The sequence below is a fragment of the Streptomyces sp. P6-2-1 genome (assembly GCF_050613165.1).
Classification (GTDB): Bacteria; Actinomycetota; Actinomycetes; order Streptomycetales; family Streptomycetaceae; genus Streptomyces.
Genome location: NZ_CP192513.1, coordinates 6,403,200 through 6,422,876, shown reverse-complemented (window position 1 = coordinate 6,422,876; position 19,677 = coordinate 6,403,200). Strand labels below are relative to the sequence as shown.

The 19,677-nt window shown below is 72.7% G+C and carries 15 protein-coding genes, 1 pseudogene and 1 riboswitch; of the genes and pseudogenes, 3 read left to right on the top strand and 13 right to left on the bottom strand.

Annotated elements, in window-relative coordinates:
- Nucleotides 1-8 precede the first annotated feature (8 nt).
- A complete protein-coding gene (locus ACQYWQ_RS27090; RefSeq protein WP_431038235.1) occupies nucleotides 9-2,393 on the top strand; it encodes a family 43 glycosylhydrolase in 2,385 nt (794 codons plus the stop codon).
- A gap of 230 nt (nucleotides 2,394-2,623) precedes the next feature.
- Complete coding sequence (locus ACQYWQ_RS27085) at nucleotides 2,624-4,069, top strand: glyceraldehyde-3-phosphate dehydrogenase (RefSeq protein WP_431038233.1); 1,446 nt, start codon at nucleotides 2,624-2,626, stop codon at nucleotides 4,067-4,069.
- Nucleotides 4,070-4,073: 4 nt separating this feature from the next.
- Here the strand turns inward: ACQYWQ_RS27085 and ACQYWQ_RS27080 are convergent, their stop codons facing one another.
- The 6 genes and pseudogenes from ACQYWQ_RS27080 to ACQYWQ_RS27055 all read right to left on the bottom strand — a co-directional run bounded on the left by ACQYWQ_RS27080 (nucleotide 4,074) and on the right by ACQYWQ_RS27055 (nucleotide 10,076).
- Complete coding sequence (locus tag ACQYWQ_RS27080) at nucleotides 4,074-5,561, bottom strand: MFS transporter (protein ID WP_431038232.1); 1,488 nt, start codon at nucleotides 5,559-5,561, stop codon at nucleotides 4,074-4,076.
- A gap of 150 nt (nucleotides 5,562-5,711) precedes the next feature.
- Entirely contained in the window at nucleotides 5,712-6,350 is a 639-nt protein-coding gene (locus ACQYWQ_RS27075) for a DsbA family oxidoreductase (protein WP_431038231.1), read from the bottom strand.
- Nucleotides 6,351-6,488: 138 nt separating this feature from the next.
- Nucleotides 6,489-6,911 (bottom strand): winged helix-turn-helix transcriptional regulator, encoded by a 423-nt coding sequence (locus ACQYWQ_RS27070; RefSeq protein WP_431038229.1) that lies wholly within the window; start codon nucleotides 6,909-6,911, stop codon nucleotides 6,489-6,491.
- On the bottom strand, nucleotides 6,908-8,041 hold the full coding sequence (locus tag ACQYWQ_RS27065; RefSeq protein WP_431039370.1) for an MBL fold metallo-hydrolase: 1,134 nt from the start codon (nucleotides 8,039-8,041) through the stop codon (nucleotides 6,908-6,910). The genes ACQYWQ_RS27070 and ACQYWQ_RS27065 overlap by 4 nt, the downstream gene beginning before the upstream one ends.
- A gap of 301 nt (nucleotides 8,042-8,342) precedes the next feature.
- Entirely contained in the window at nucleotides 8,343-9,155 is an 813-nt protein-coding gene (locus ACQYWQ_RS27060; protein ID WP_431038227.1) for an SGNH/GDSL hydrolase family protein, read from the bottom strand.
- A 193-nt stretch (nucleotides 9,156-9,348) separates the two neighbouring features.
- A pseudogene (locus ACQYWQ_RS27055) lies at nucleotides 9,349-10,076 on the bottom strand (M23 family metallopeptidase).
- A 2-nt stretch (nucleotides 10,077-10,078) separates the two neighbouring features.
- A riboswitch (cyclic di-AMP (ydaO/yuaA leader) is annotated at nucleotides 10,079-10,256 on the bottom strand.
- A 357-nt stretch (nucleotides 10,257-10,613) separates the two neighbouring features.
- Here ACQYWQ_RS27055 and ACQYWQ_RS27050 point away from each other — a divergent pair.
- Nucleotides 10,614-11,450 (top strand): tyrosine-protein phosphatase, encoded by an 837-nt coding sequence (locus tag ACQYWQ_RS27050; protein ID WP_431038226.1) that lies wholly within the window; start codon nucleotides 10,614-10,616, stop codon nucleotides 11,448-11,450.
- A gap of 55 nt (nucleotides 11,451-11,505) precedes the next feature.
- Here ACQYWQ_RS27050 and ACQYWQ_RS27045 read toward each other — a convergent pair whose 3' ends face one another.
- The 7 genes from ACQYWQ_RS27045 to shc all read right to left on the bottom strand — a co-directional run bounded on the left by ACQYWQ_RS27045 (nucleotide 11,506) and on the right by shc (nucleotide 19,603).
- A complete protein-coding gene (locus ACQYWQ_RS27045) occupies nucleotides 11,506-11,754 on the bottom strand; it encodes a DUF6126 family protein (protein WP_431038224.1) in 249 nt (82 codons plus the stop codon).
- Nucleotides 11,754-12,362, bottom strand: coding sequence for a helix-turn-helix domain-containing protein (locus ACQYWQ_RS27040; protein ID WP_431038222.1), 609 nt, complete (start codon nucleotides 12,360-12,362; stop codon nucleotides 11,754-11,756). The genes ACQYWQ_RS27045 and ACQYWQ_RS27040 overlap by 1 nt, the downstream gene beginning before the upstream one ends.
- A 76-nt stretch (nucleotides 12,363-12,438) precedes the next feature.
- Nucleotides 12,439-13,869, bottom strand: coding sequence for an aspartate aminotransferase family protein (locus ACQYWQ_RS27035; RefSeq protein WP_431038220.1), 1,431 nt, complete (start codon nucleotides 13,867-13,869; stop codon nucleotides 12,439-12,441).
- Nucleotides 13,866-15,761: a 1-deoxy-D-xylulose-5-phosphate synthase gene (gene dxs, locus ACQYWQ_RS27030; RefSeq protein ID WP_431038219.1), complete on the bottom strand. Its 1,896-nt coding sequence runs from the start codon at nucleotides 15,759-15,761 to the stop codon at nucleotides 13,866-13,868. The genes ACQYWQ_RS27035 and dxs overlap by 4 nt, the downstream gene beginning before the upstream one ends.
- A 160-nt stretch (nucleotides 15,762-15,921) precedes the next feature.
- Entirely contained in the window at nucleotides 15,922-16,944 is a 1,023-nt protein-coding gene (gene hpnH / locus ACQYWQ_RS27025) for an adenosyl-hopene transferase HpnH (protein ID WP_007819823.1), read from the bottom strand.
- Nucleotides 16,945-16,949: 5 nt separating this feature from the next.
- Nucleotides 16,950-17,624 carry a 1-hydroxy-2-methyl-2-butenyl 4-diphosphate reductase gene (locus ACQYWQ_RS27020; RefSeq protein ID WP_431038217.1) on the bottom strand — a complete coding sequence of 225 codons (675 nt, stop codon included), beginning with the start codon at nucleotides 17,622-17,624 and terminating at the stop codon, nucleotides 16,950-16,952.
- Entirely contained in the window at nucleotides 17,624-19,603 is a 1,980-nt protein-coding gene (gene shc / locus ACQYWQ_RS27015) for a squalene--hopene cyclase (protein WP_431038215.1), read from the bottom strand. Before shc ends, ACQYWQ_RS27020 begins: the two co-directional genes overlap by 1 nt.
- Nucleotides 19,604-19,677: the final 74 nt, after the last annotated feature.

Genomic DNA, 19,677 nt, shown 5'->3' with positions numbered 1-19,677 from the left:
CCCCCGCCGTGCGGCCCAGACCCGCCCTCATACGGCACCACCTCCTCGTGGCACTCCTCGCCGCGCTCCTGCTCGGCACCCTGCTCCCGGCGACCCCGGCGCACGCGGCACCGGCAGCCGCACCGGCCTCCGCACCGGCCTCCCCACCCGGAAGGGCCCCCGCTCCCGCCGCAGCTCCGGCCACGTACACCAACCCCGTCTCCGGGCAGACCGTCGACACCTTTCCCGACCCGGCGATGATCCGGGCCAAGGACGGCTACTGGTACGCGTACGGCACCCAGAACCCCGTCTTCCAGAGCAAGGGCGAGAGCGGCGAGCGCACGCTGCCGATCCTGCGCTCAGCGGACCTGGTCCAGTGGTCGTACGCGGGCGAGGTCTTCACGCCCGCCGACCAGCCCGCCTGGCACGGCGGTTCGCGGTTGTGGGCGCCCGACATCCGTTACGCGGACGGGCTGTACACGCTGTACTACTCGGTGCCCGACCGCGACACGGTCGGTGTCGCCACCGCGCCGACACCGACGGGCCCGTGGACCGACAGGGGCTCCGTGCTGCCGGCCCCGAGCGGCTGCGCGAGCGGCAACATCGATCAGGCGCAGTTCACCGACGTGGGCGGGCAGCCGTACCTCTACTGGGGCAGCTACGACACGATCTGCGTCGCCCGCATGAACGGCGACCGCACGCGGACCGAGGGCCCGGCGACCGAGGTGGCCCAAGGGCGGCGCGTGGAGGGCGGGTTCGTCGTGCGCCGCGAGGGCTGGTACTACCTCTTCTACTCCGATGCCGGGTGCTGCGACGGCGGCGCGAGCGGCTACCAGGTCAAGGTGGGCCGCTCCACGAGCCCGACCGGCCCCTTCACCGACGACCAGGGCGTCCCGCTCCTTTCGGCGAGCAGCAAGGGCACCGTCGTGGTGGGCGGCGACGGGCGGTGGATCGGCCCGGGGCACAACGCGCTCCAGACCGACCTGTCCGGGCAGGACTGGCTCGTCTACCACGCGATTCCCGCCGCCGACCCCGACCTCGTTCGCGTCCCCGGCATCGACCGCACGCTCAGCAGGCGCCCGCTGCTCATCGACCGGCTCGACTGGATCGACGGCTGGCCCGTGGTCCGCGCGGGCGCGGGCCCCTCGCACGACGCGCAAGCGGCGCCCGTCACCACGTGGGACACGGGGAGCACCTTCACGAGCGGCGGGCTCGACGGCTTCCGGGCGCGCGGCGCCGACACCGGCGCGTGGAGCCCCGGGAGCGACAGGGACGCGGGCGGTCTCGTCAGCCGTACGGGCGGTGGAGCGGCGGCCGGTTACCTCGTGTCGCCCGGCACGGCGCCCGCGCGGGTGCGGGCCGAGGCGGACCTGCGGGTGACGGCGGGGGGTGGTTCGGCGGGCCTCGTCCTCGCGCACCGGGGCGCGGGCGACCAGATCATCGCCTGGCTCGACCGGCCCACCCACAGCCTCGTCACGGACGTCCTCGTGCACGGGAGGAGCGCCGGGCGCCGGTCCACGCCGCTGCCGTCCGGCTTCCCGTGGGGCGCCTGGCGCAACGTCGCCGCCGAACTGCGCGGCACCCGCCTCACCGTCGAGGTGAGCGCGGACCGGCTGCACGACGCGGTGGCGACGCAGACCCGGAGCGTGCCGAAGGCCGCCGCCCGTGCGGGACGCGTCGGTGTCGCCGCGCGCGGCACGGGCGCGCAGGCGGACAACGTCGGTGCCACGGGGCTGTACCACCCGGTCACCAGGCGGGTGCCCGACCCGGAGGCGGGCGAGCGACTGAGCGCGTACAGCGACGAGTTCGACGGCTCCGCGCCCGGCCCCGGCTGGAGCTGGGTGCGCGGCCCCGCGGCGGGCGCGGGCACGAGCGGCGGGGATCTCGTCCTCCCCACGCAGGACGCCGAGCTGTACCTCGGGACGAACACGGCGTCCGTTCTCAACAGGCCCGCGCCGAGCGGGGACTTCGTCGTCGAGACGAAGCTCGGCGTCGACAACGGACCCGGCAACCAGCAGGCCGGGCTGGTCCTGTACGGGGACGACGACCGGTACGTGAAACTCGTCCACGCCGTGCTTCCGGTGAGCCACGAGGACGGGCAGGTCACCCACGTCACCGAGTTCGCGCGTGAGGGACCGCTCCCGGCCGCGCGGCCCCCGGCGGCGAACTCGTACGGGCCGATGTTCGGCGGGGCTCCCGCCGCGACCGTGTGGCTGCGCCTCGCGCACCACACCGACGCGGCGCGGGACCTGCACGAGGTGCGGGCCGCGAGCAGTACGGACGGCGTGCACTGGACGTGGACCGGCGCGTGGACGCTCCCGGACGCGTCGGCACCGCTGCGGATCGGCCTGGTCGCGCTCAACACGGCGGGCGCGACGGCGCGGTTCGCGTACGTGCGGACGTACGCGGGCTGAGGGATACGGAAGGAGCGGGGCGGGGCGGGTGCCGGGATGAGGCGCCCGCCCCGCCCTCGTATCCGCACCCGTACCCGCCCCGGACAGGTCGTACCGCACGGCCGCAGGTCGTACCTCACGGCCGATGGTCGTACCGCGCGGCCGCAGGTCGTACCTCACACCCGCTCTCGTCAGATGATCACACTCGGCGGGTTAACATATGAGCGCCGCCTAGCTCGAAAGATGGATCTGTGACTGTCAACGAGGACTCGTTCACCAACTGGAAGACCCGCGAGGAGATCGCGGAATCGATGATCCCCGTCATCGGCAGGCTCCAGCGGCAACGGGACGTCACCGTGCTGCTGCACAGCCGCTCGCTGGTGAACAAGTCGGTGGTCGGGATTCTCAAGACCCACCGCTTCGCCCGGCAGATCGCGGGCGAGGAACTGTCGGTCACCGAGACGATGCCGTTCCTCCAGGCGCTCACGACACTCGACCTCGGGCCCTCGCAGATCGACATCGGGATGCTCGCCGCGACCTACAAGAGCGACGACAGGGGCCTGAGCGTCGCCGAGTTCACCGCCGATGCCGTCGCGGGCGCGACAGGCGAGCGGAAGATCGAGCGCGGCGCCCCGCGCGACGTCGTCCTCTACGGCTTCGGGCGCATCGGACGGCTCCTCGCCCGGCTGCTCATCGAGAAGGCCGGTTCGGGCAACGGCCTGCGCCTGCGCGCCGTCGTGGTCCGCAAGGCCGCAGGTCAGGACCTCGTCAAGCGCGCCTCACTGCTGCGCCGCGACTCCGTGCACGGCCAGTTCCAGGGCACGATCATCGTGGACGAGGAGAACGACACCCTCGTCGCGAACGGCAACGCGATCCGGTTCATCTACTCCGACGACCCGGCGACCGTGGACTACACCGCCTACGGCATCAATGACGCGATCCTCATCGACAACACGGGCCGCTGGCGCGACCGCGCGGGCCTCTCGCAGCACCTGCGCCCGGGCATCGCGAAGGTCGTGCTCACCGCCCCGGGCAAGGGCGACGTACCGAACATCGTGCACGGCGTGAACCACGAGACGATCAAGCCGGACGAGCGGATCATCTCCTGCGCCTCCTGCACGACGAACGCGATCGTGCCGCCGCTCAAGGCGATGGCCGACGCGTTCGGCGTCGAGCGCGGGCACGTCGAGACGGTGCACTCCTTCACCAACGACCAGAACCTGCTGGACAATTACCACAAGTCCGATCGGCGGGGACGGTCCGCGCCGCTCAACATGGTCCTCACCGAGACCGGCGCGGCATCGGCCGTCGCCAAGGCCCTGCCCGACCTCAAGGCGAAGATCAGCGGCAGCTCGATCCGCGTCCCCGTCCCCGACGTCTCGATCGCGATCCTCAACCTCCGGCTGAGCCGCGAGACGAGCCGCGAAGAGGTACTCGGCCACCTGCGCGAAGTCTCCCTCACCTCGCCGCTGCGCCGCCAGATCGACTTCATCACCTCCGCCGACGCCGTCTCCAGCGACTTCGTCGGCTCGCGCCACGCCTCGATCGTCGACGCGGGCGCGACCAAGGTCGACGGCGACAACGCGATCCTCTACCTCTGGTACGACAACGAGTTCGGTTACTCCTGCCAGGTCGTCCGCGTCGTCCAGCACGTCTCGGGCGTCGAGTACCCCACCTTCCCCGCGCCGCTCGGCTGACCGCTCACGAGCGAGGGGCCGCGGGCGGACGCACCGCCCGCGGCCCCTCGGCACGTACGGGTCCGGACGTGGCGAGCGCACGGCCCGGTGCGGCCAGGGCGGCGAGCAGGCCGAGTGCCGCGAGGCCCGCGGCGACGCCGAAGGCGAGCGCGTAGCCGGAGGCGAGGGCGTGGCGGGCGAGGGCGGCGGGGCGCGCGGCACCGGCCATGAGGCTTTCGGTGCGGGAGGAGGCGACGGCGGCGAGGACGGCGAGACCGAGCGCGCCGCCGAGCTGGCGGGTCGCGTTGAGCAGACCCGAGGCGAGGCCCGCGCGCTCCGGGGCGACCCCGGCGACCCCGGCGATCGCCGAGGCCGACATCGCGATGCCCTGCCCGGCGCCGACGACGAGTGTCGGGCCGAGGAGCCCGCCGGCGAAGCCCGAGTCCTCGGTGAGACGTGAGAGCCAGAGCAGGCCCGCCCCCGTGAGCGCCATCGAGACCAGCAGCGTCGTACGGGGACCGAGGGCGCGGACGAGAGCGGCCGAGCACTGCGCCGCGACCATGAGGGCGAGCGCGAGCGGCAGGTAGGCGAAGCCGGTGCGCAGGGGGCTGTAGTCCCGTACTTGGTGCAGGAAGAGGGTCAGGAAGTAGAACATGCCGAACAGCGCGGCACCACTCGTCATCGCGACGACGTTCGCCGCGGCGACCGCGCGGGAGCGGAGGAGGTCGAGCGGCATGAGCGGGCGCGCGGCGACCTTCCCCTCGACGACGAGGAAGACGCCGAGCAGGGCGAGACCGCAAAGGAGCGGGACCAGGGTCGCCGCCGCACCCCAGCCGTGCGGACCGCCCTGCACGATGCCGAGCACGAGCGCGAGCAGCCCGAGCGTCACGGTGAGGGCGCCCGTGACATCGACCCGCCGGTCCTCGCGCGCGCCGCGCCCTTCCGTGATGCCGAGGACGATCCCGGCGAGGAGCAGCACCCCGATCGGCACGTTGACGAAGAGCACCCAGCGCCAGGACAGGGCGTCCGTGAGCGCTCCCCCGGCGAGCGCGCCGAAAGCGCCACCGGCCCCCGAGACCGCGCCCCAGGCACCGAAGGCACGGTGGCGCCGCCGCGGTTCGGTGAAGCTCGTGCCGAGCACGGCGAGCGTCGTGGGCGCGATCACGGCGGCGGCGAGACCCTGGGCGGCCCGCGCGGCGACGAGGGTCCCCGCATTCTGGCTCAGTCCGCCCACCAGGCTCGCGAGGGCGAAGAGGACGACCCCCGCGAGGAAGACCCTGCGCCGCCCGAGGAGATCGGCGATCCGGCCGCCGAGGAGCAGGAAACCGGCGAAGGTCACCGTGTAGGCGTTGACGACCCATTGCAGGCTCTCGGCGCTGAAGCCGAGCCCGCGCTGGATGTCGGGCAGCGCCACATTGACGATGGCCACGCTGAGCGTGACGAGGAACTGCGCGAGGCAGCACACGAGGAGGACGAGGCCGGGTCGCGGGGCGGAAGGACGGGTCAAGGGCATGGGAGTGCTTTCTCGGGAGGAACCAACCGGTGGGAGGAGCGAGGGAGCGGCGCGAAGAGAGCGCGGGCATGCCGGTCGGCGGGAGTACGGCGGGGCGGGGCGGCGGGGCGCGGCACCACGGGCGGGGGGGAACGCGGTGGGGCCCGCCGTTCAGAGTCCGGCGCGGCGCAGGAGCGCGGCGAGGACGGTGGTGGGCTGGGCGCCCGCGAGCGGTGGCTGTCCCGCGATGACGAAGGCGGGCACCCCGCCGACGCCGAGCCGCGCGGCCAGCTCCTCGTCGGCGCGTACGTCCTGCGCGTACGCGCCGCCCGCGAGTACCGCGGCGGCGGGACCGGCGGCGAGGCCCGCCTCCCCGGCGAGGGTCAGGAGCGTCGCGTGGTCGCCCACCGAGGCGCCCTCGGCGGTGTAGGCGCGCATCAGGCGTTCCTGGAAGGGCTCGGCGAGCCCGGCATCCGCCGCGTGGTGGACGAGGCGGTGGGCGTCGAAGGTGTTGCAGGGGCGGGCCCGGTCGAGGCGGTACGTGAGCCCCTCGGCCGCGGCCTGCGCGCTCACCCCGGCGAGCAGTCGCGCGGCCTCGTCGGGCCGGATGCCCTGCCGTCGCCACATGCGCGCGGGGATGGTCTCGTCGGTGACGCGGAGGGCGGCGGGGTCGAGTTCGAAGCTCCGCCAGCGGACCCGTACCCGCTCCGGCGCGTCCAGGGCGGCGAGCGCCCGCTCGAAGCGGCGCTTCCCGATGAAGCACCAGGGGCAGACGACGTCCGTCCAGATGTCGGCAGTGATCTCGTTCACGCGAAGGACGGTAGAGCTGCGGGCTCACCCCGGGTAAGCCCCTACCTACAGGTAAGCCCCCTCCCCCGGCGTAGGCGCGCTGGCGAGGGAATCAGGGGACGGGGAGGGCGTGACGCACCTCACAGTCCCCTGTCTCCCTCAGTGCTCCCCCGCCCCCGCGTCGTGGCACCGCTGGGCGGTCACGATGTCCGGGGTACGGGTGGCGATCCAGTCGACGAGGCTCTGCAACGGGACGGCGAGTTCCGCGCCGAGCGGGGTCAGGGCGTAGCTCACCTTCGGCGGCACGACGGGCTCCACCTCACGGTCCACGAGGCCGTCGCGGCCGAGGACGCGGAGGTTCTGCGAGAGCATCTTCTCGCTGATGCCGCCGATGCGGTCCCGCAGTTCGTAGAAGCGCAGCGGGCCCGCCCGCAGCGAGGCGAGGATGAGCACGCCCCACCGGCTCGTCACGTGGTCGAGGACCGTGCGTCCCGGGCAGTCGCCGCGAAAGGCGTCGCCCTCGGCGGGGACGGCGCCCGGAAGCGGGGCCGCACCGGGACGCGGGGCAGGGGCCGTGCTCACCGGTCGGCGGCGAGGCCGAGCGGCGGGCCCTGCGTCGGCTCGCCGTCGGTGCGCGGGGCGGCGTCGACGGGTACGGAGGTCTCCCAGTGCCGCCTGAGCGGGAGCGAGACGGCACGCCACCACGGCTCGGCGGGCAGCTCGCCCGCGGGCTCGAAGGGCTGGCCCGGGCGCGGGAAGGCGATACGGGAGCCGGAGGCGTCACCGAGGTCCTTCGTCCACTCGGCGGGCTCGGCCCACGGGTGCGGCGCGAGGTTGAAGGTGCCCCAGTGGATCGGCAGGAGGACGCCGCCGCCCAGGTCCCCGTGGGCGCGCAGCGCCTCGGCGGGGGTCATGTGGATGTCGGGCCAGTACTCGCTGTAGGCACCGAGCTGGATCATCGTGACGTCGAAGGGGCCGTGCGCGCGGCCGATGTCGGCGAAGCCGGGGAAGTAACCGGTGTCCCCGCTGTGGAAGACACGGTGCTCGGACCCGGCGACGACCCACGAGGCCCACAGCGTGTGCTGCGTGTTGCGCAGGCCGCGGCCGCAGAAGTGCCGGGCGGGCGTCGCGGTCAGCCGCACCCCGGCCAGCTCCGTCGACTCGTGCCAGTCCAGCTCCCGTACGAGCGCGTCGGGCACGCCCCAGCGCTCCAGATGGGCGCCGATGCCGAGCGGGACGACGAAGGTCGTGCCGCGCGCGGCGAGCGCGCGGATCGAGGGCAGGTCGAGGTGGTCGTAGTGGTCGTGCGAGATGACCACGGCGTCGACGCGGTCGAGCGCGGCGAGCGGGAAGGGGGCGGGGTGCAGGCGCTTGGGCCCGGCGAAGGAGAAGGGGGAGCAGCGCTCGCCCCACACCGGGTCGAAGAGGATGCGGGCGCCGTCGATCTCGGTGAGCACCGAGGAGTGCCCCGCCCAGGTGACGCGCAGGCCGCCGCGCGGGGGGCGCGCGAGGTCGGCGAGGCTCGTGGGGTGCACGGGGAGGACGCCCGAGGGGGCGCGGCGGGCGCGGTCCTCGGAGCGGAAGTAGGTACGGAGGAGTTCCTTGCGGTCCGGCGTGGGGGCGCCGCCCGTCGTCTCGCCCGCGGGGCCCTCCGGGTTGGTGAAGACGCCCTTGGCGGGGTCGAAGTGCGGGGAGCGGCGGATACGGGCCATGCGGGCGCCGCTCGGGTCGGCCCCGAAGGCCAGCGGCGTGGGAAAGCGGCGGGTGGGGGGCACGGGTGTCTCCTCGGGTGCGGGATTCCGGGGCGGTACGTGTCAATACTCGGCCGGTGTCGTGGCTCGGCGCCCGCCGGGTGGGCCTTGCGGGGGCTCCGCCCCCGAGCCCCCGCTCCTCAAACGCCGGAGGGGCTGGATTTCGTTCCGCCGGAGGGCACGGATGCGGCCGGGCTCGCTCGCGTATCCGCCGGAGGGTCCGGGGGCCCGCCCCGCCGGCGGAAAAGGGCCCCGTCCCCGGCTACAGCGGGAGCAGGTCCGGGCGCTTGGCGTGGACGTGGTCGCCCGACGACTCGCCGCGCAGGCGGCGGCCGATCCAGGGGACGAGGTACTCGCGGGCCCAGGCGATGTCGTCGCGGCGCTCCTCGAAGGTGCCGCGCGGGCGCAGCGGGGGCCAGGGCTGCTCGGGGTCGGCGGGAACGTCGAGGCCGAGCAGCTGGGCCGCGCGCAGGGCGACGCGGGTGTGGCCCTCGGGGCCGAGGTGGAGCCTGTCGCTGTCCCAGGCGCGGCGGTCGCGGACCGAGCGCAGGGCCCACAGGTCCAGGACGAGGCAGCCGTGGCGGTCGGCGACGGCGCGTACGTGCGCGTTGTACGTGGCGATCTTGCCCCGCAGGTGGCGCAGGACAGGCGTGTCACGCGTGTCGAAGCCGGTCGCGATCATGACGGTGCCCGCGGCGGCGGAGAGCGTCCCGACGGCCTTCTCGAAGCGTTCGGCGAGGTCGTCGGGGTCGGTGCCGGGGCGCAGGACGTCGTTGCCGCCCGCGACGAAGGAGACGAGGTCGGGGGCGAGCGCGGCCGCGCGGGGCACCTGGTCCTCGGCGATCTGGTCGAGGAGCTTGCCGCGTACGGCGAGGTTGGCGTAGCGGAAGGCGGAGCGCTCGGGGAGCCGGTCGGCGAGCTGGACGGCGAGGCGGTCGGCCCAGCCGGTGAAGAGCCCGTCGGGCCCGGGGTCGCCGACGCCCTCGGTGAAGCTGTCGCCCACGGCCACGTAGGACGTCACGGTGCCCTCGACGGGGAGGGCCTTGCTGCTGGGAATCCTCGCTTCTCGTGCCACCTCGGCATCCTTCACCTTTACACCATACTTACGCCACCGTAGGGAGGGGGTGACACGGAGTGAGAAAGACCACCGGTCAAGAAAGACCCAACTATGGAATAAACAGGACTCCTTGGGGGTCGTGTCCCGAAACGGCCGTGGCGGCCCGCCCCTTGGGCAAGGGGCGGGCCGCCACGGTTCGCGCGGGTGCGGCTCAGGCGTTGACGCCGTGCTGCGCGAGGAAGGTGAGCGGGTTGATGTCGCTCCCGTACGCGGGGCCGGTGCGGATCTCGAAGTGCAGGTGCGGCCCGGTCACGTTGCCGGTCGCGCCGGAGAGGGCGATCTGCTGGCCCTCGGTGACGCTCTGGCCGGCCGAGACCTTGAACGCCGAGAGGTGGGCGTACTGGCTGTAGTGCCCGTCGGCGTGCTTGATGACGATCTGGTTGCCGTAGGCGCCGCCCCAGCCCGCCGTGATGACCGTGCCGGAGGCGACGGCCTTGATCGGGGTGCCGGTGTTCACGGGAAGTCGGCGCCGGTGTGGCCGTGCGACCACAGGCTGCCGTTGCGGCCGTAGCCGCCGCCCTTGACGCCGTCGACGGGCGCGGTCCAGCCGGTGCCCTCGGTCGCCTTCTTGGCGGCGGGGGCCGGGGCGGCCGCCTTCTTCACGACGAGCTTCGAACCGGGCTTGATGATGCCCGGGTTGGCGCCGATGGTGCCCTTGTTCTGCTCGTAGAGCTTCTTCCAGCCGCCGGAGACCTTCTCCTTCTTGGCGATCTTGATGAGCGTGTCACCGGCCTTGACGGTGTAGGTGGTGTCCTTCGCGGGGCTCGCGGCGTGGGCCCCGCCGATGGCGGTGAGCGGGAGTGCCACGGCTGCGGCACCGGTGGTGCCGAGCAGCGCGAGGCGACGGGTGAACGAGCGGCGGTTGGCCGTGGCGGACATGCGGGTTCCTTCTCCGTCGCCTGCGGGGTGAGCTGTCGGGTTCGGGCTGGAGCTGCCCGGCCACCGGCGCGGCGCGCGCGGCGACTTCACCCCGAGCCGTCCCACGGGGACCAGGGACGGCGTGAAGCGTGCGGGTCCCCCGCTCCTGCCGGTACGGGTGTGAGTGAGCGTGAGAGTCCGGGGCGGCGGCAGGATTCGGCGTTCCGACCGGACTGGTGGCGACCGTAAAGGCAACGCGACACGCCGGACAAGCAGCCCCTTTGCGGTGCACATCACATTTAGTGATCCATTGCGCGGATTTCCGTCACTCTCCGTAGAAACGACCCGATACGGACAGAACCGGACGTACAGCGCTCGCTGCGGAAACGGCCCGCCCGGCCCGCGGCCCCCTCCCGGCACCGTCCGTCACCGCTATGACGCTGCTCACCTCGGCGTTCTCCGCGGCTCCGGTACCTTGCCGGGCCCCGCGGTCCGTGCCAGTCTCGGCACCGCGAGCCCGCCGACGAGCCGCGCCGGCGGCCCACCGGAAGGAGTCCCGTGACGCAGCCGTCCCCGGGGACCGCGCCCGAGCCCGTCGTCACCGCGCAGGCAGGGCCGGAAGAGCCCGTGCTGAGCGCCGTCCGCAACTTCCGCGACGTGGGCGGGCTGCCCACGCACGACGGCCGCCGCACCCGCGGCGGCGTCCTCTTCCGCAGCGGCCACCTCGCCCATGCGACCCCGGAGGACACCGTCTTTCTCTCGGGGCTCGGCCTCCACTCGGTCTTCGACTTCCGCAACGCCGCCGACCGCGCCCTCGAAGGCCCCGACGTCGACCTGCCCGGCGTGCGCAACGTGCACCTGCCGCTCAACGACCCGGCGGAGGGCGCGGAGTTCTGGCGGATCGTGCGCGACGGCGAGGTGGACCAGCTGCGGGCCGCGCTCGGCGAGGGACGCGCCGAGGCCCGTATGGAGGCGAGTTACCGGCAGCTGATCAAGGAGCGCACCGCCGAGCACGGGCGGCTGCTGCGGGCGCTCGCCGAGGACAGCGTGCCCGCGCTGCTGCACTGCGCGGCGGGCAAGGACAGGGCGGGCACCTCGATCGCGCTCGTGCTGCTCGCCGTGGGCGTCGAGGAGGAGGCGATCGAGGAGGACTACCTCAAGTCGAACGCGCGCCACCGCCGCTACCGCGTCTCGCGCGGCAAGGACGCCGCCCCGCCGACGACCCCCGAGGTCGCCGAACTCCTCGACCCGCTCTTCGCCGCCCGGGCGAGCTACCTGCGCGCGGCCTTCGAGACGATCGACACGCACTGGGGCGGCAGGGACCGCTACTTCGGCGAGGTCCTGGGCCTCGACGACGCCCTGCGCGAGCGGCTCCGGGAGCGGCTCGTGGAGTAGGCGGACACAGAACAACGGGGTGCGTCCCCGCCGGGGGGCGCACCGCCCGCCTCCCTCACTGGTTCTTCGCGCCCAGCACGAAGAGCAGGTAGAGGAAGGCGGCGACGCCGTGCGCCGCGACGACGTAGACGAAGACGCGGACCCACAGGCCGGTGGGGATCTTGTCCTCGACGAAACGGCGGATGGTGCCGTTCTCGCCCGGCGCGGCCTCTTCGCCGCCGCCCTCCGGCCCGACCCCGCTGTCGCCCTCCGGCAGCACCCCGCCGCCGGTCTCCGGCCTGACCCCGCTGTCGTTCTCTGGCATTACGCGCCTCCTGGGTGGACGTCGCCGAGGCAGAGCGCGCCGTGCGGGCTCTGCAAGAGCGTGTGGACGAAGAGGAGCACCGTGCCGTCCGGGTCGGCGGCGGCGATGCGGTGCGGGGTGAGCGAGTCGAAGTGGGCGCTGTCACCCGGTCCGAGCAGGTGCGCGCTGTCGCCGAGGCGCAGCCGCAGGCGTCCGGTCAGGACGTGCAGCCACTCCTCGCCCGGGTGCACGCGCACGATGTCGCCCTGACTGCCGTACGGGACCCGTACGCGCAGCGCCTGCATCGCGCGGCCCGGGCCGCCGGCCTGCCAGTACGTCCAGCCGCCCGCGTCGGTGGGTTCCATCGCGCCCGCGCGCACGACCGATCCGGGTCCCGCGGGGGTCTCGCCGAGGAGTTCGGAGACCGTCGTACCGTAGGTACGGGCCAGTGCGAGCAGCATCGGCAGGCTCGGCTGCCTGCGGCCGGTCTCCAGGCGGGAGAGGTGGGCCGGGGAGAGATTCGCGGCCTTGGCCGCGGCCTCCAGGGTGAGGCCCGCGCGGCGGCGCAGTTCCCGCAGGTGCGGGGCGACGGCGAGTTCTTCGGGCGGGCCCCCGGGCTCGGTGCTCATGCCTCCATTCAGCCACCGTCATGCCTCTCGGGCAAATTTCTTGCCCGAGAGGCAAAAGCGCTCGGCGGCGCCGTGCTCAGCGGTGGGCCACCGCCTGCTTCACGATGTTCTTCGCGAAATCGCCCATGAGCCCGCCGTTGTGCGCGTCGTCCATGACCGCGGTGAAGGCGTCCACGAAGCGGTCCGCGTCCTTCTCGTCGATCACGAGCGGCGGGATGAGCTTGATGACTTCGAGGTGGTCCCCGGAGACCTGCGTGAGAATGCGGTGCTTCTGGAGCAGCGGCACCACGACCATCTGCGCGAACAGGCCCTTGCGCGCGGCCTGGAGCATCGCCCAGCGGCTGCGCAGCTTGAGCGAGTCGGGGCGGCCGAACTCGATGCCGATCATGAGGCCGCGTCCGCGGACGTCGGCGAGCATCTCGTACTTCGGGATCAGGTCGGTCAGGCGCTGCTTGAGGTAGTCCCCCGTGCGGCGCGCGTTCGCGACGATGTTCTCGTCCTCCATGACGTGCAGCACGGCGAGACCCGCGGCCATCGCCTGCGCGTTGGCGCCGAAGCTCGCGGAGTGGACGAGGACACGGTCCATCGAGGAGTAGACCTTCTTGAAGATCCACTCCTTGCCGAGCGTCGCGCTCACCGGCACGTAGCCGCCCGAGAGCGACTTCGCGACGCACACGAGGTCGGGTTCGACGCCCTCCTCGTGCTGGTAGGCGTAGAAGTCCCCGGTGCGCCCGAGACCGGTCTGCACCTCGTCGGCGATGAGCAGCGCCTTGTGCTTGCGCAGCAGGTCCTGCGCGGCCTTGAGGTAGCCGGGCGGGGTCTCGGTCACGCCCTTGCCCTGGATCGGCTCGATGATGAGCCCGGCCACGTCGCCCTTGCGCAGCTCGCGCTCCAGCGCCGAGAGGTCCCCGACGGGGAGCGCCGTGTCCGGGAGCAGCGGCGCGAAGCCCTCGCGGAAGCCCTTCTCGCCGTTGACCGAGAGCGAACCCGTGGTGAGGCCGTGGAAGGCGTGGTCGTAGAAGAGGACGCGCTTGCGGCCGGTCGCGAAGCGAGCGAACTTGAGCGCCGTCTCGACGGCCTCGGTCCCGCTGTTGCCGAAGAAGACCCGGTCCAGGTGCGGGCTGTGACTCAGCAGCTTCTCGGCGAGCAGCCCGGGCAGTGGCTGGCAGTCGAAGCGGGTGAGGTCGGCGAGCTGGGCGTCGAGCACGTCGTGCAGCGCCTGGCGGACGACGGGGTGGTGGCGGCCGAGCCCCATGACCCCGAAACCCGCGAGCATGTCGAGGTAGTCCTGCCCCTGGTCGTCCCAGAAGTGGGCGCCCTCGCCGCGCTCGTAGTACTTGTCGAAGCCGATCGTGTGCAGCATGCGCGGCAGCTGGTGGTTGAGGTGCTTGGTGTGCAGCTCGTAGCGCTCGCGGCCGCGCGCGGCGAGCAGGCCGTTGAGGTCGAAGCCCTTGCCCCGCGCGCCCTCGCCCTCGGGAGCCGCTGCGTCCGTCGTGCCGGTGGTCATCCTTGCGTCTTCTCCTTACGGGCCAGGTGGGCCCCGATGCGTCCGGCGATCTCCACCGGGGTGAGGCCGAGGTCGGCGAGCAGCTCGCCGCGCTTGGCGTGCGGCAGGAACTGCTCGGGGATACCGAAGTGGCGTACCGGGACGTCGACTTCGGCGTCGGCGAGGGCCACGGAGACCGCGGCGCCGACCCCGGAGGTACGGCTGTTGTCCTCGACGACGGCGACCACCCGGTGCCGCGCGGCGAGCGGGGCGACGGCGGCGTCGACGGGCTTGACCCAGCGCGGGTCCACGACGGTCGAGCGGATGCCGCGCTCGCGCAGGAGCGCGGCCGCGGCGAGGCACACGGGCGCCATGACACCGACCGAGACGAAGAGGACGTCGGCCTCCTCCTCGTCCCCCGCGTCCTCGGCGAGCACGTCGAGTCCGCCCTCGCGGCGCAGTGCCGGGAGGTCGGCGCCCACCGTCTCCTTGGGGAAGCGCACGAGGGTCGGGGCGTCGTCGACGGCGACCGCCTCGCGCAGCTGGGCGCGCAGTTCGCTCGCGTCGCGCGGGGCCGCGATGCGCAGCCCGGGCACCACCTGGAGCACCGACATGTCCCACATGCCGTTGTGCGAGGCGCCGTCGGTGCCGGTGACCCCGGCCCGGTCCAGGACGAAGGTGACTCCGCACTTGTGCAGCGCGACGTCCATGAGGAGCTGGTCGAAGGCCCGGTTGAGGAAGGTCGCGTAGACGGCGACGACGGGGTGCAGTCCCCCGGTCGCGAGTCCGGCGGCCGATACGGTGGCGTGCTGCTCGGCGATGCCGACGTCCCAGATCCGCTCGGGGAAGCGCTCGGCGAAGGGCGTGAGGCCCACGGGGTCGAGCATCGCCGCGGTGAGCGCGACGACGTCGTGCCGCTCCTCGGCGATCCGTACCAGCTCCTCGCCGAAGACCGCCGTCCAGGAGGGCCCCGCGGAGGGCGTGAGCGCCTCGGCGGTGAGCGGGTCGATCGCGCCCACCGTGTGGAAACGGTCCGCCTCATTGGCGAGGGCGGGCTCGTAGCCGCGGCCCTTCTCGGTGATGACGTGCACGATGACGGGCCCGCCGAAGCGCTTGGCGCTGGCGAACGCCGATTCCAGGGCCGCGATGTCATGGCCGTCGATGGGGCCGAGGTACTTCAGGCCGAGGTCCTCGAAGAGGCCCTGCGGGGCGAAGGCGTCCTTGAAGCCCTTCTTCGCGCCGTGCAGCGACTCGTAGAGCGGCTTGCCGACGACCGGGGTGCGGTCGAGCACCTCCTTGCCCCAGGCCAGGACCCTCTCGTAGCCGTCGGTGGTGCGCAGCGCCGCGAGGTGGTGCGCGAGGCCGCCGATCGTGGGCGCGTAGGAGCGCTCGTTGTCGTTGACGACGAGGACGAGGGGGCGGTCCTTGGCCGCGGCGATGTTGTTGAGCGCCTCCCAGGCCATGCCGCCCGTGAGCGCCCCGTCCCCGGTGACGGCGACGACGTGGGTGTCCTCGCCGCGCAGGTCGCGCGCCTTGGCGAGCCCGTCGGCCCAGCCGAGCACGGTCGAGGCGTGGCTGTTCTCGATGACGTCGTGCGCGGACTCGGCGCGCGAGGGGTAGCCGGAGAGGCCGCCCTTGGAGCGCAGCTTGGAGAAGTCCTGCCGCCCGGTGAGGAGTTTGTGCACGTACGCCTGGTGCCCGGTGTCCCACAGGACGCGGTCGTGCGGTGAGTCGAAGACCCTGTGCAGGGCGATGGTCAGCTCGACGACCCCGAGGTTGGGGCCGAGGTGGCCGCCGGTCCTGGCGACCGCCTGGATCAGGAACTCCCGGATCTCCGCGGCCAGTTCGGGCAGCCGGTCGCTGCCAAGGGCCTTGAGGTCGCGCGGCCCCCGGATGCTTTCGAGCAGTGTCACGTTCGGGCCCTCTCTCTTCGGACGTCCGGCCCGGTCGGGTCGGCGGGATACGTGCGCGGGGCCGCGCGGCGCACCGGAGCGCCAGGCACGGGGCCCCGGCCTCGCAGTGCGAGGCCGGGGCCGCGTGGTGGCCTCTCGGAACGGGCGCGGCCCGTCACGGTCAGGAGCGGTTGCCCGCGATCGTTTCGCGGGCGGCGCGCAGCGAGGCCTGGAGGGAGCCCATCGTGGCCATGACGGCGGTCGGCTCGTAGCCGCAGTGCGCCATGCAGTTGTCGCAGCGCTCGTCCTTGCCGCGCCCGTACTTGTCCCAGTCGGTCTCCTCGATGAGCTGCCGGTACGTGGGCACGTAGCCGTCGCTCATGAGGTAGCAGGGGCGCTGCCAGCCGAAGAGGGAGTAGTTCGGGATCGCCCAGGCGGTGCAGTCGAAGTCCTGCTTGCCTTCCAGGAAGTCGAGGAAGAGCGGCGAGTGGTTGAGGCGCCAGCGCTGCCGGTTGCCGCCGGCGAACGCCTTCTTGAACAGCTCGCGGGTCTGCGTCACGCCGAGGAAGTGCTCCTGGTCGGGAGCCTTCTCGTAGGCGTAGGCGGGCGAGATCATCATCTCGTCGACCTGGAGTTCGTCGTTGAGGAAGTCGAGCACCTCGATGACGGTCTGCGGGGTGTCGGTGTTGAAGAAGGTCGAGTTGGTCGTGACGCGGAAGCCGCGGCGCTTGGCCTCCTTGATCGCCGCGACGGCCTCGTCGAAGACGCCTTCCTTGGCGACCGACTCGTCGTGCCGCTCCTTGAGGCCGTCGATGTGCACGGCGAAGGCGAAGTACGGCGAGGGGGTGAACTTCTCGATCTTCTTGCGCAGCAGCATCGCGTTGGTGCAGAGGAAGACGTACTTCCGCTTGGCCACCAACTGGCGCACGATCTCGTCGATCTGCGGGTGCATGAGGGGTTCGCCACCCGCGATGGAGACCATCGGGGCGCCGGACTCCAGGACAGCGCCGACGGCCTGGGCCACCGGCATGCGCTGCTTGAGGACTCCCGCAGGGTGCTGGATCTTGCCGCAGCCCTCGCACTTCAGGTTGCACGCGAAGAGCGGTTCAAGCTCGACGATGAGCGGGAACTTCTCCCGCTTGCGGAGCTTCTGTTCCATCAGATACGTCCCGATCCTGATGGTCTGGCGAAGCGGCATGGCCATCTGGCTCACCTCCTGGGGAGCAGAAAAGTACGGTGCCATTCAGAGAAAGCAGGGAGGACGGCACGGAGTACACGGAAGGCAGATATTCCCCCGCTCACCGTGCCGATACGGACGAGTTCGTGTTCCGGTGCGTCCACCACCACCCGGACGGCGGCCACCGGCCGGGTGGTGGTGGCGGACACCGCGCGGGCCGTGCGCAACGTCGCGGCGGACTCCATGTCCACAGCGACGGCACCCGTCTCGCGCAGCGTCGCCCGCTCGGGGCCGCGCACCACGTGGTCCGATCCGGCGAGCACACCTGTGTGCACGGTGCGCCCCGGGATGGTACGGGCGAGCGCGGCGGCGAGCACTTCGCTCGCCGTACACGAGGTGGAGCCGGCCGCGTCCTCGGTGCGTTCGGCGACCACGAGGTCGCCGGGGTGCATTCCGGGGACGAGCCCGGCGCAGAACCCGGTGGCGAGGACGGCGGTCGTGGGGGGTGCGGCCCGGAGCGCGCGCTCGACGGCGCGCTCCGCGGCCCTGGGCCCCATGCCCGTGCGCAGCACGGACACCGCGCCGCCGGCCTGCCGCAGGGTGCGGCCCCCGCCGCTGCGCAGCGCGAAGTGCTCGATGCCGAGCGCGCAGGCGACGAGCAGCGGTGCTGATCCGGGATCGGTCCCGGTTCCGGGGGCCTGTGCCATCAGTTCTCCCCAGGGCCAGTGCCGTTGAGGTAACGGCCGAGCGCCGTCACGGGAAACACCTGCCGGTACAAGTGGTAGTTGATGGTGAAGTCCCAGGGGAAGCCGGTCCCGGTGAACCAGGGTTCGTCCCAGGTGCCGTCCTCGGTCTGGGTCTCGACAAGGTACGCGATTCCGCGGCGCACCTCTTCCGAGTCCCGCTCACCGGCCGCGAGCAGCGCGAGCAGCGCCCAGGCGGTCTGCGAGGCGGTGGAGTGCCCGCGGCCGTGCCAGGCGGTGTCCTGGTACGAGCGCAGGTCCTCGCCCCAGCCGCCGTCCTCGTTCTGCACCTGGCCGAGCCAGGCGACGGAGCGGCGGATCGCCGGGTGCGAGGCGGGAATGCCGGCCGCGACGAGCGCGGGGACGACGGCCCCGGTCCCGTACACGTAGTTGACGCCCCAGCGGCCGAACCAGGAACCGTTGCTCTCCTGGTTCTCCAGCAGCCACTGGACGCCGCGCCGGGTGCGCGGGTGGTGGGCGAGGCCCTCCTCGGCGAGCATCTCGACGACGTGCGCGGTGACGTCGGCGGACGGCGGGTCGATGACCTCGCCGAAGTCGCTGAACGGCAGCCGGTTGGGGAAGGGGCTGGTGTTGTCGGCGTCGAAGGCGCCCCAGGCCCCGTTCTTCGACTGCATCCCGGCGTTCCAGTCGACGGCGCGGCGCACGGCCTTGTCGACCCGCGTCGCGTCGGGGTGGGCGACGCGGCGCAGCGCGAGGACCACCTCGGCGGTGTCGTCGATGTCCGGGTAGTTGTCGTTGTGGAACTCGAAGGCCCAGCCGCCCGGCGGCAGGTCGGGCCGGCGCACGACCCAGTCGCCCGGGCGCACGATCTGCTCGGCGAGCATCCAGTCGGCGGCCTTGATCATCTGCGGATGGTCGGCGGCGACGCCCGCGTCGGCGAGCGCGACGGTGGCCAGGCAGGTGTCCCAGACCGGGGACTGGCAGGCCTCGATCATGCGGGCGCCGTCCTCGCGCCAGACCGCGAAGCGGTCGAGCGATTCGAGTCCGGCGCGCAGCACGGGGTGGTCGAGGTCGTAGCCGAGCAGGTGCAGGGCGATGATCGAGTAGACCGCGGGGGGCTGGATGCCGCCCCAGCAGCCGTCGTTCTCCTGGCGCTCGACGATCCAGGTGGCGGCGGCGCGCATCGCGGCCTCGCGCACGCGGCGCGGGGCGACCTTGCGGTAGCCGTGGAGCATCTTGTCGAGCTTGTGGAAGACGTTGTCCCAGCTGGCCACGGGCGGCGCGGGCTGCGCCGGGTTGGGGTCGGCAGGGTCGGTGTGCAGCTCTTCGAGCGCGAAGGGCGCGGGCCGTACCGGGCGCTGGGCGCACACGACGGTGAGGGGCACGATCGTCTGGCGGGCCCAGCAGCCGAAGTCGTAGATGTTGAGCGGGGCCCACTTGGGGAAGAACATCAGCTCCGGAGGCATCTCCGGCAGGTCCTCCCACTTCCACCAGCCGAAGAGGGCGAGCCAGATCCGCGTGAAGACCCGGGCGCGGGCGACCCCGCCCTGGGCGCGGACGAAGGCGGACGCCTTGCGCATGTGCGGCGCGTCGGGGCTGTCCCCGGCGAGGCGCAGCGCGACGTACCCCTCGATGGTGGCCGACAGGTCGCCCGGACCGCCGTAAAAGGTGTTCCAGGTGCCGTCCTCCTGCTGCTCCCCACGGATGAAGAGCGCGGCGGCCTGGGTCGTGGCCTCGTCCCTGATGCCGAGGAACTGCCGCAGCAGGAGGTCCTCGGCGTCCATAGTGACGTTGGTGGCGAGATCGCCCTTCCACCAGCCCTCGTCACTCTGCCGGGCGAGGAGGAAGTCCACGGCTCGCCGGGTGGCGCGGGCGGTGGCCTCGTGGGCTTCACTCGCCTCGGGGCTGAGGTGCAAAGGAGCACTGGCCGTGGTAGCCGGGGGCGTCGCCGCCCCGGTGCTTCCATCGGTCGTCGCTGTCATGGCTTCCCCTTCGTGCAGTCTCGATCATCTGCTGTGGGTCCGCCGTCGGCCGGAGCCGCGGCCCGCCCGGCGTC

Excerpts from the sequence above, each read along its gene's own strand:
- ACQYWQ_RS27080 (WP_431038232.1), bottom strand. The coding sequence starts at position 5,561 with ATGCCCTTGACCCGTCCTTCCGCCCCGCGACCCGGCCTCGTCCTCCTC.
- ACQYWQ_RS27065 (WP_431039370.1), bottom strand. The coding sequence starts at position 8,041 with ATGGCCCGTATCCGCCGCTCCCCGCACTTCGACCCCGCCAAGGGCGTC.
- ACQYWQ_RS27045 (WP_431038224.1), bottom strand. The coding sequence starts at position 11,754 with ATGCCAGAGAACGACAGCGGGGTCAGGCCGGAGACCGGCGGCGGGGTG.
- ACQYWQ_RS27040 (WP_431038222.1), bottom strand. The coding sequence starts at position 12,362 with ATGAGCACCGAGCCCGGGGGCCCGCCCGAAGAACTCGCCGTCGCCCCG.
- ACQYWQ_RS27035 (WP_431038220.1), bottom strand. The coding sequence starts at position 13,869 with ATGACCACCGGCACGACGGACGCAGCGGCTCCCGAGGGCGAGGGCGCG.
- hpnH (WP_007819823.1), bottom strand. The coding sequence starts at position 16,944 with ATGGCCATGCCGCTTCGCCAGACCATCAGGATCGGGACGTATCTGATG.
- ACQYWQ_RS27020 (WP_431038217.1), bottom strand. The coding sequence starts at position 17,624 with ATGGCACAGGCCCCCGGAACCGGGACCGATCCCGGATCAGCACCGCTG.
- shc (WP_431038215.1), bottom strand. The coding sequence starts at position 19,603 with ATGACAGCGACGACCGATGGAAGCACCGGGGCGGCGACGCCCCCGGCT.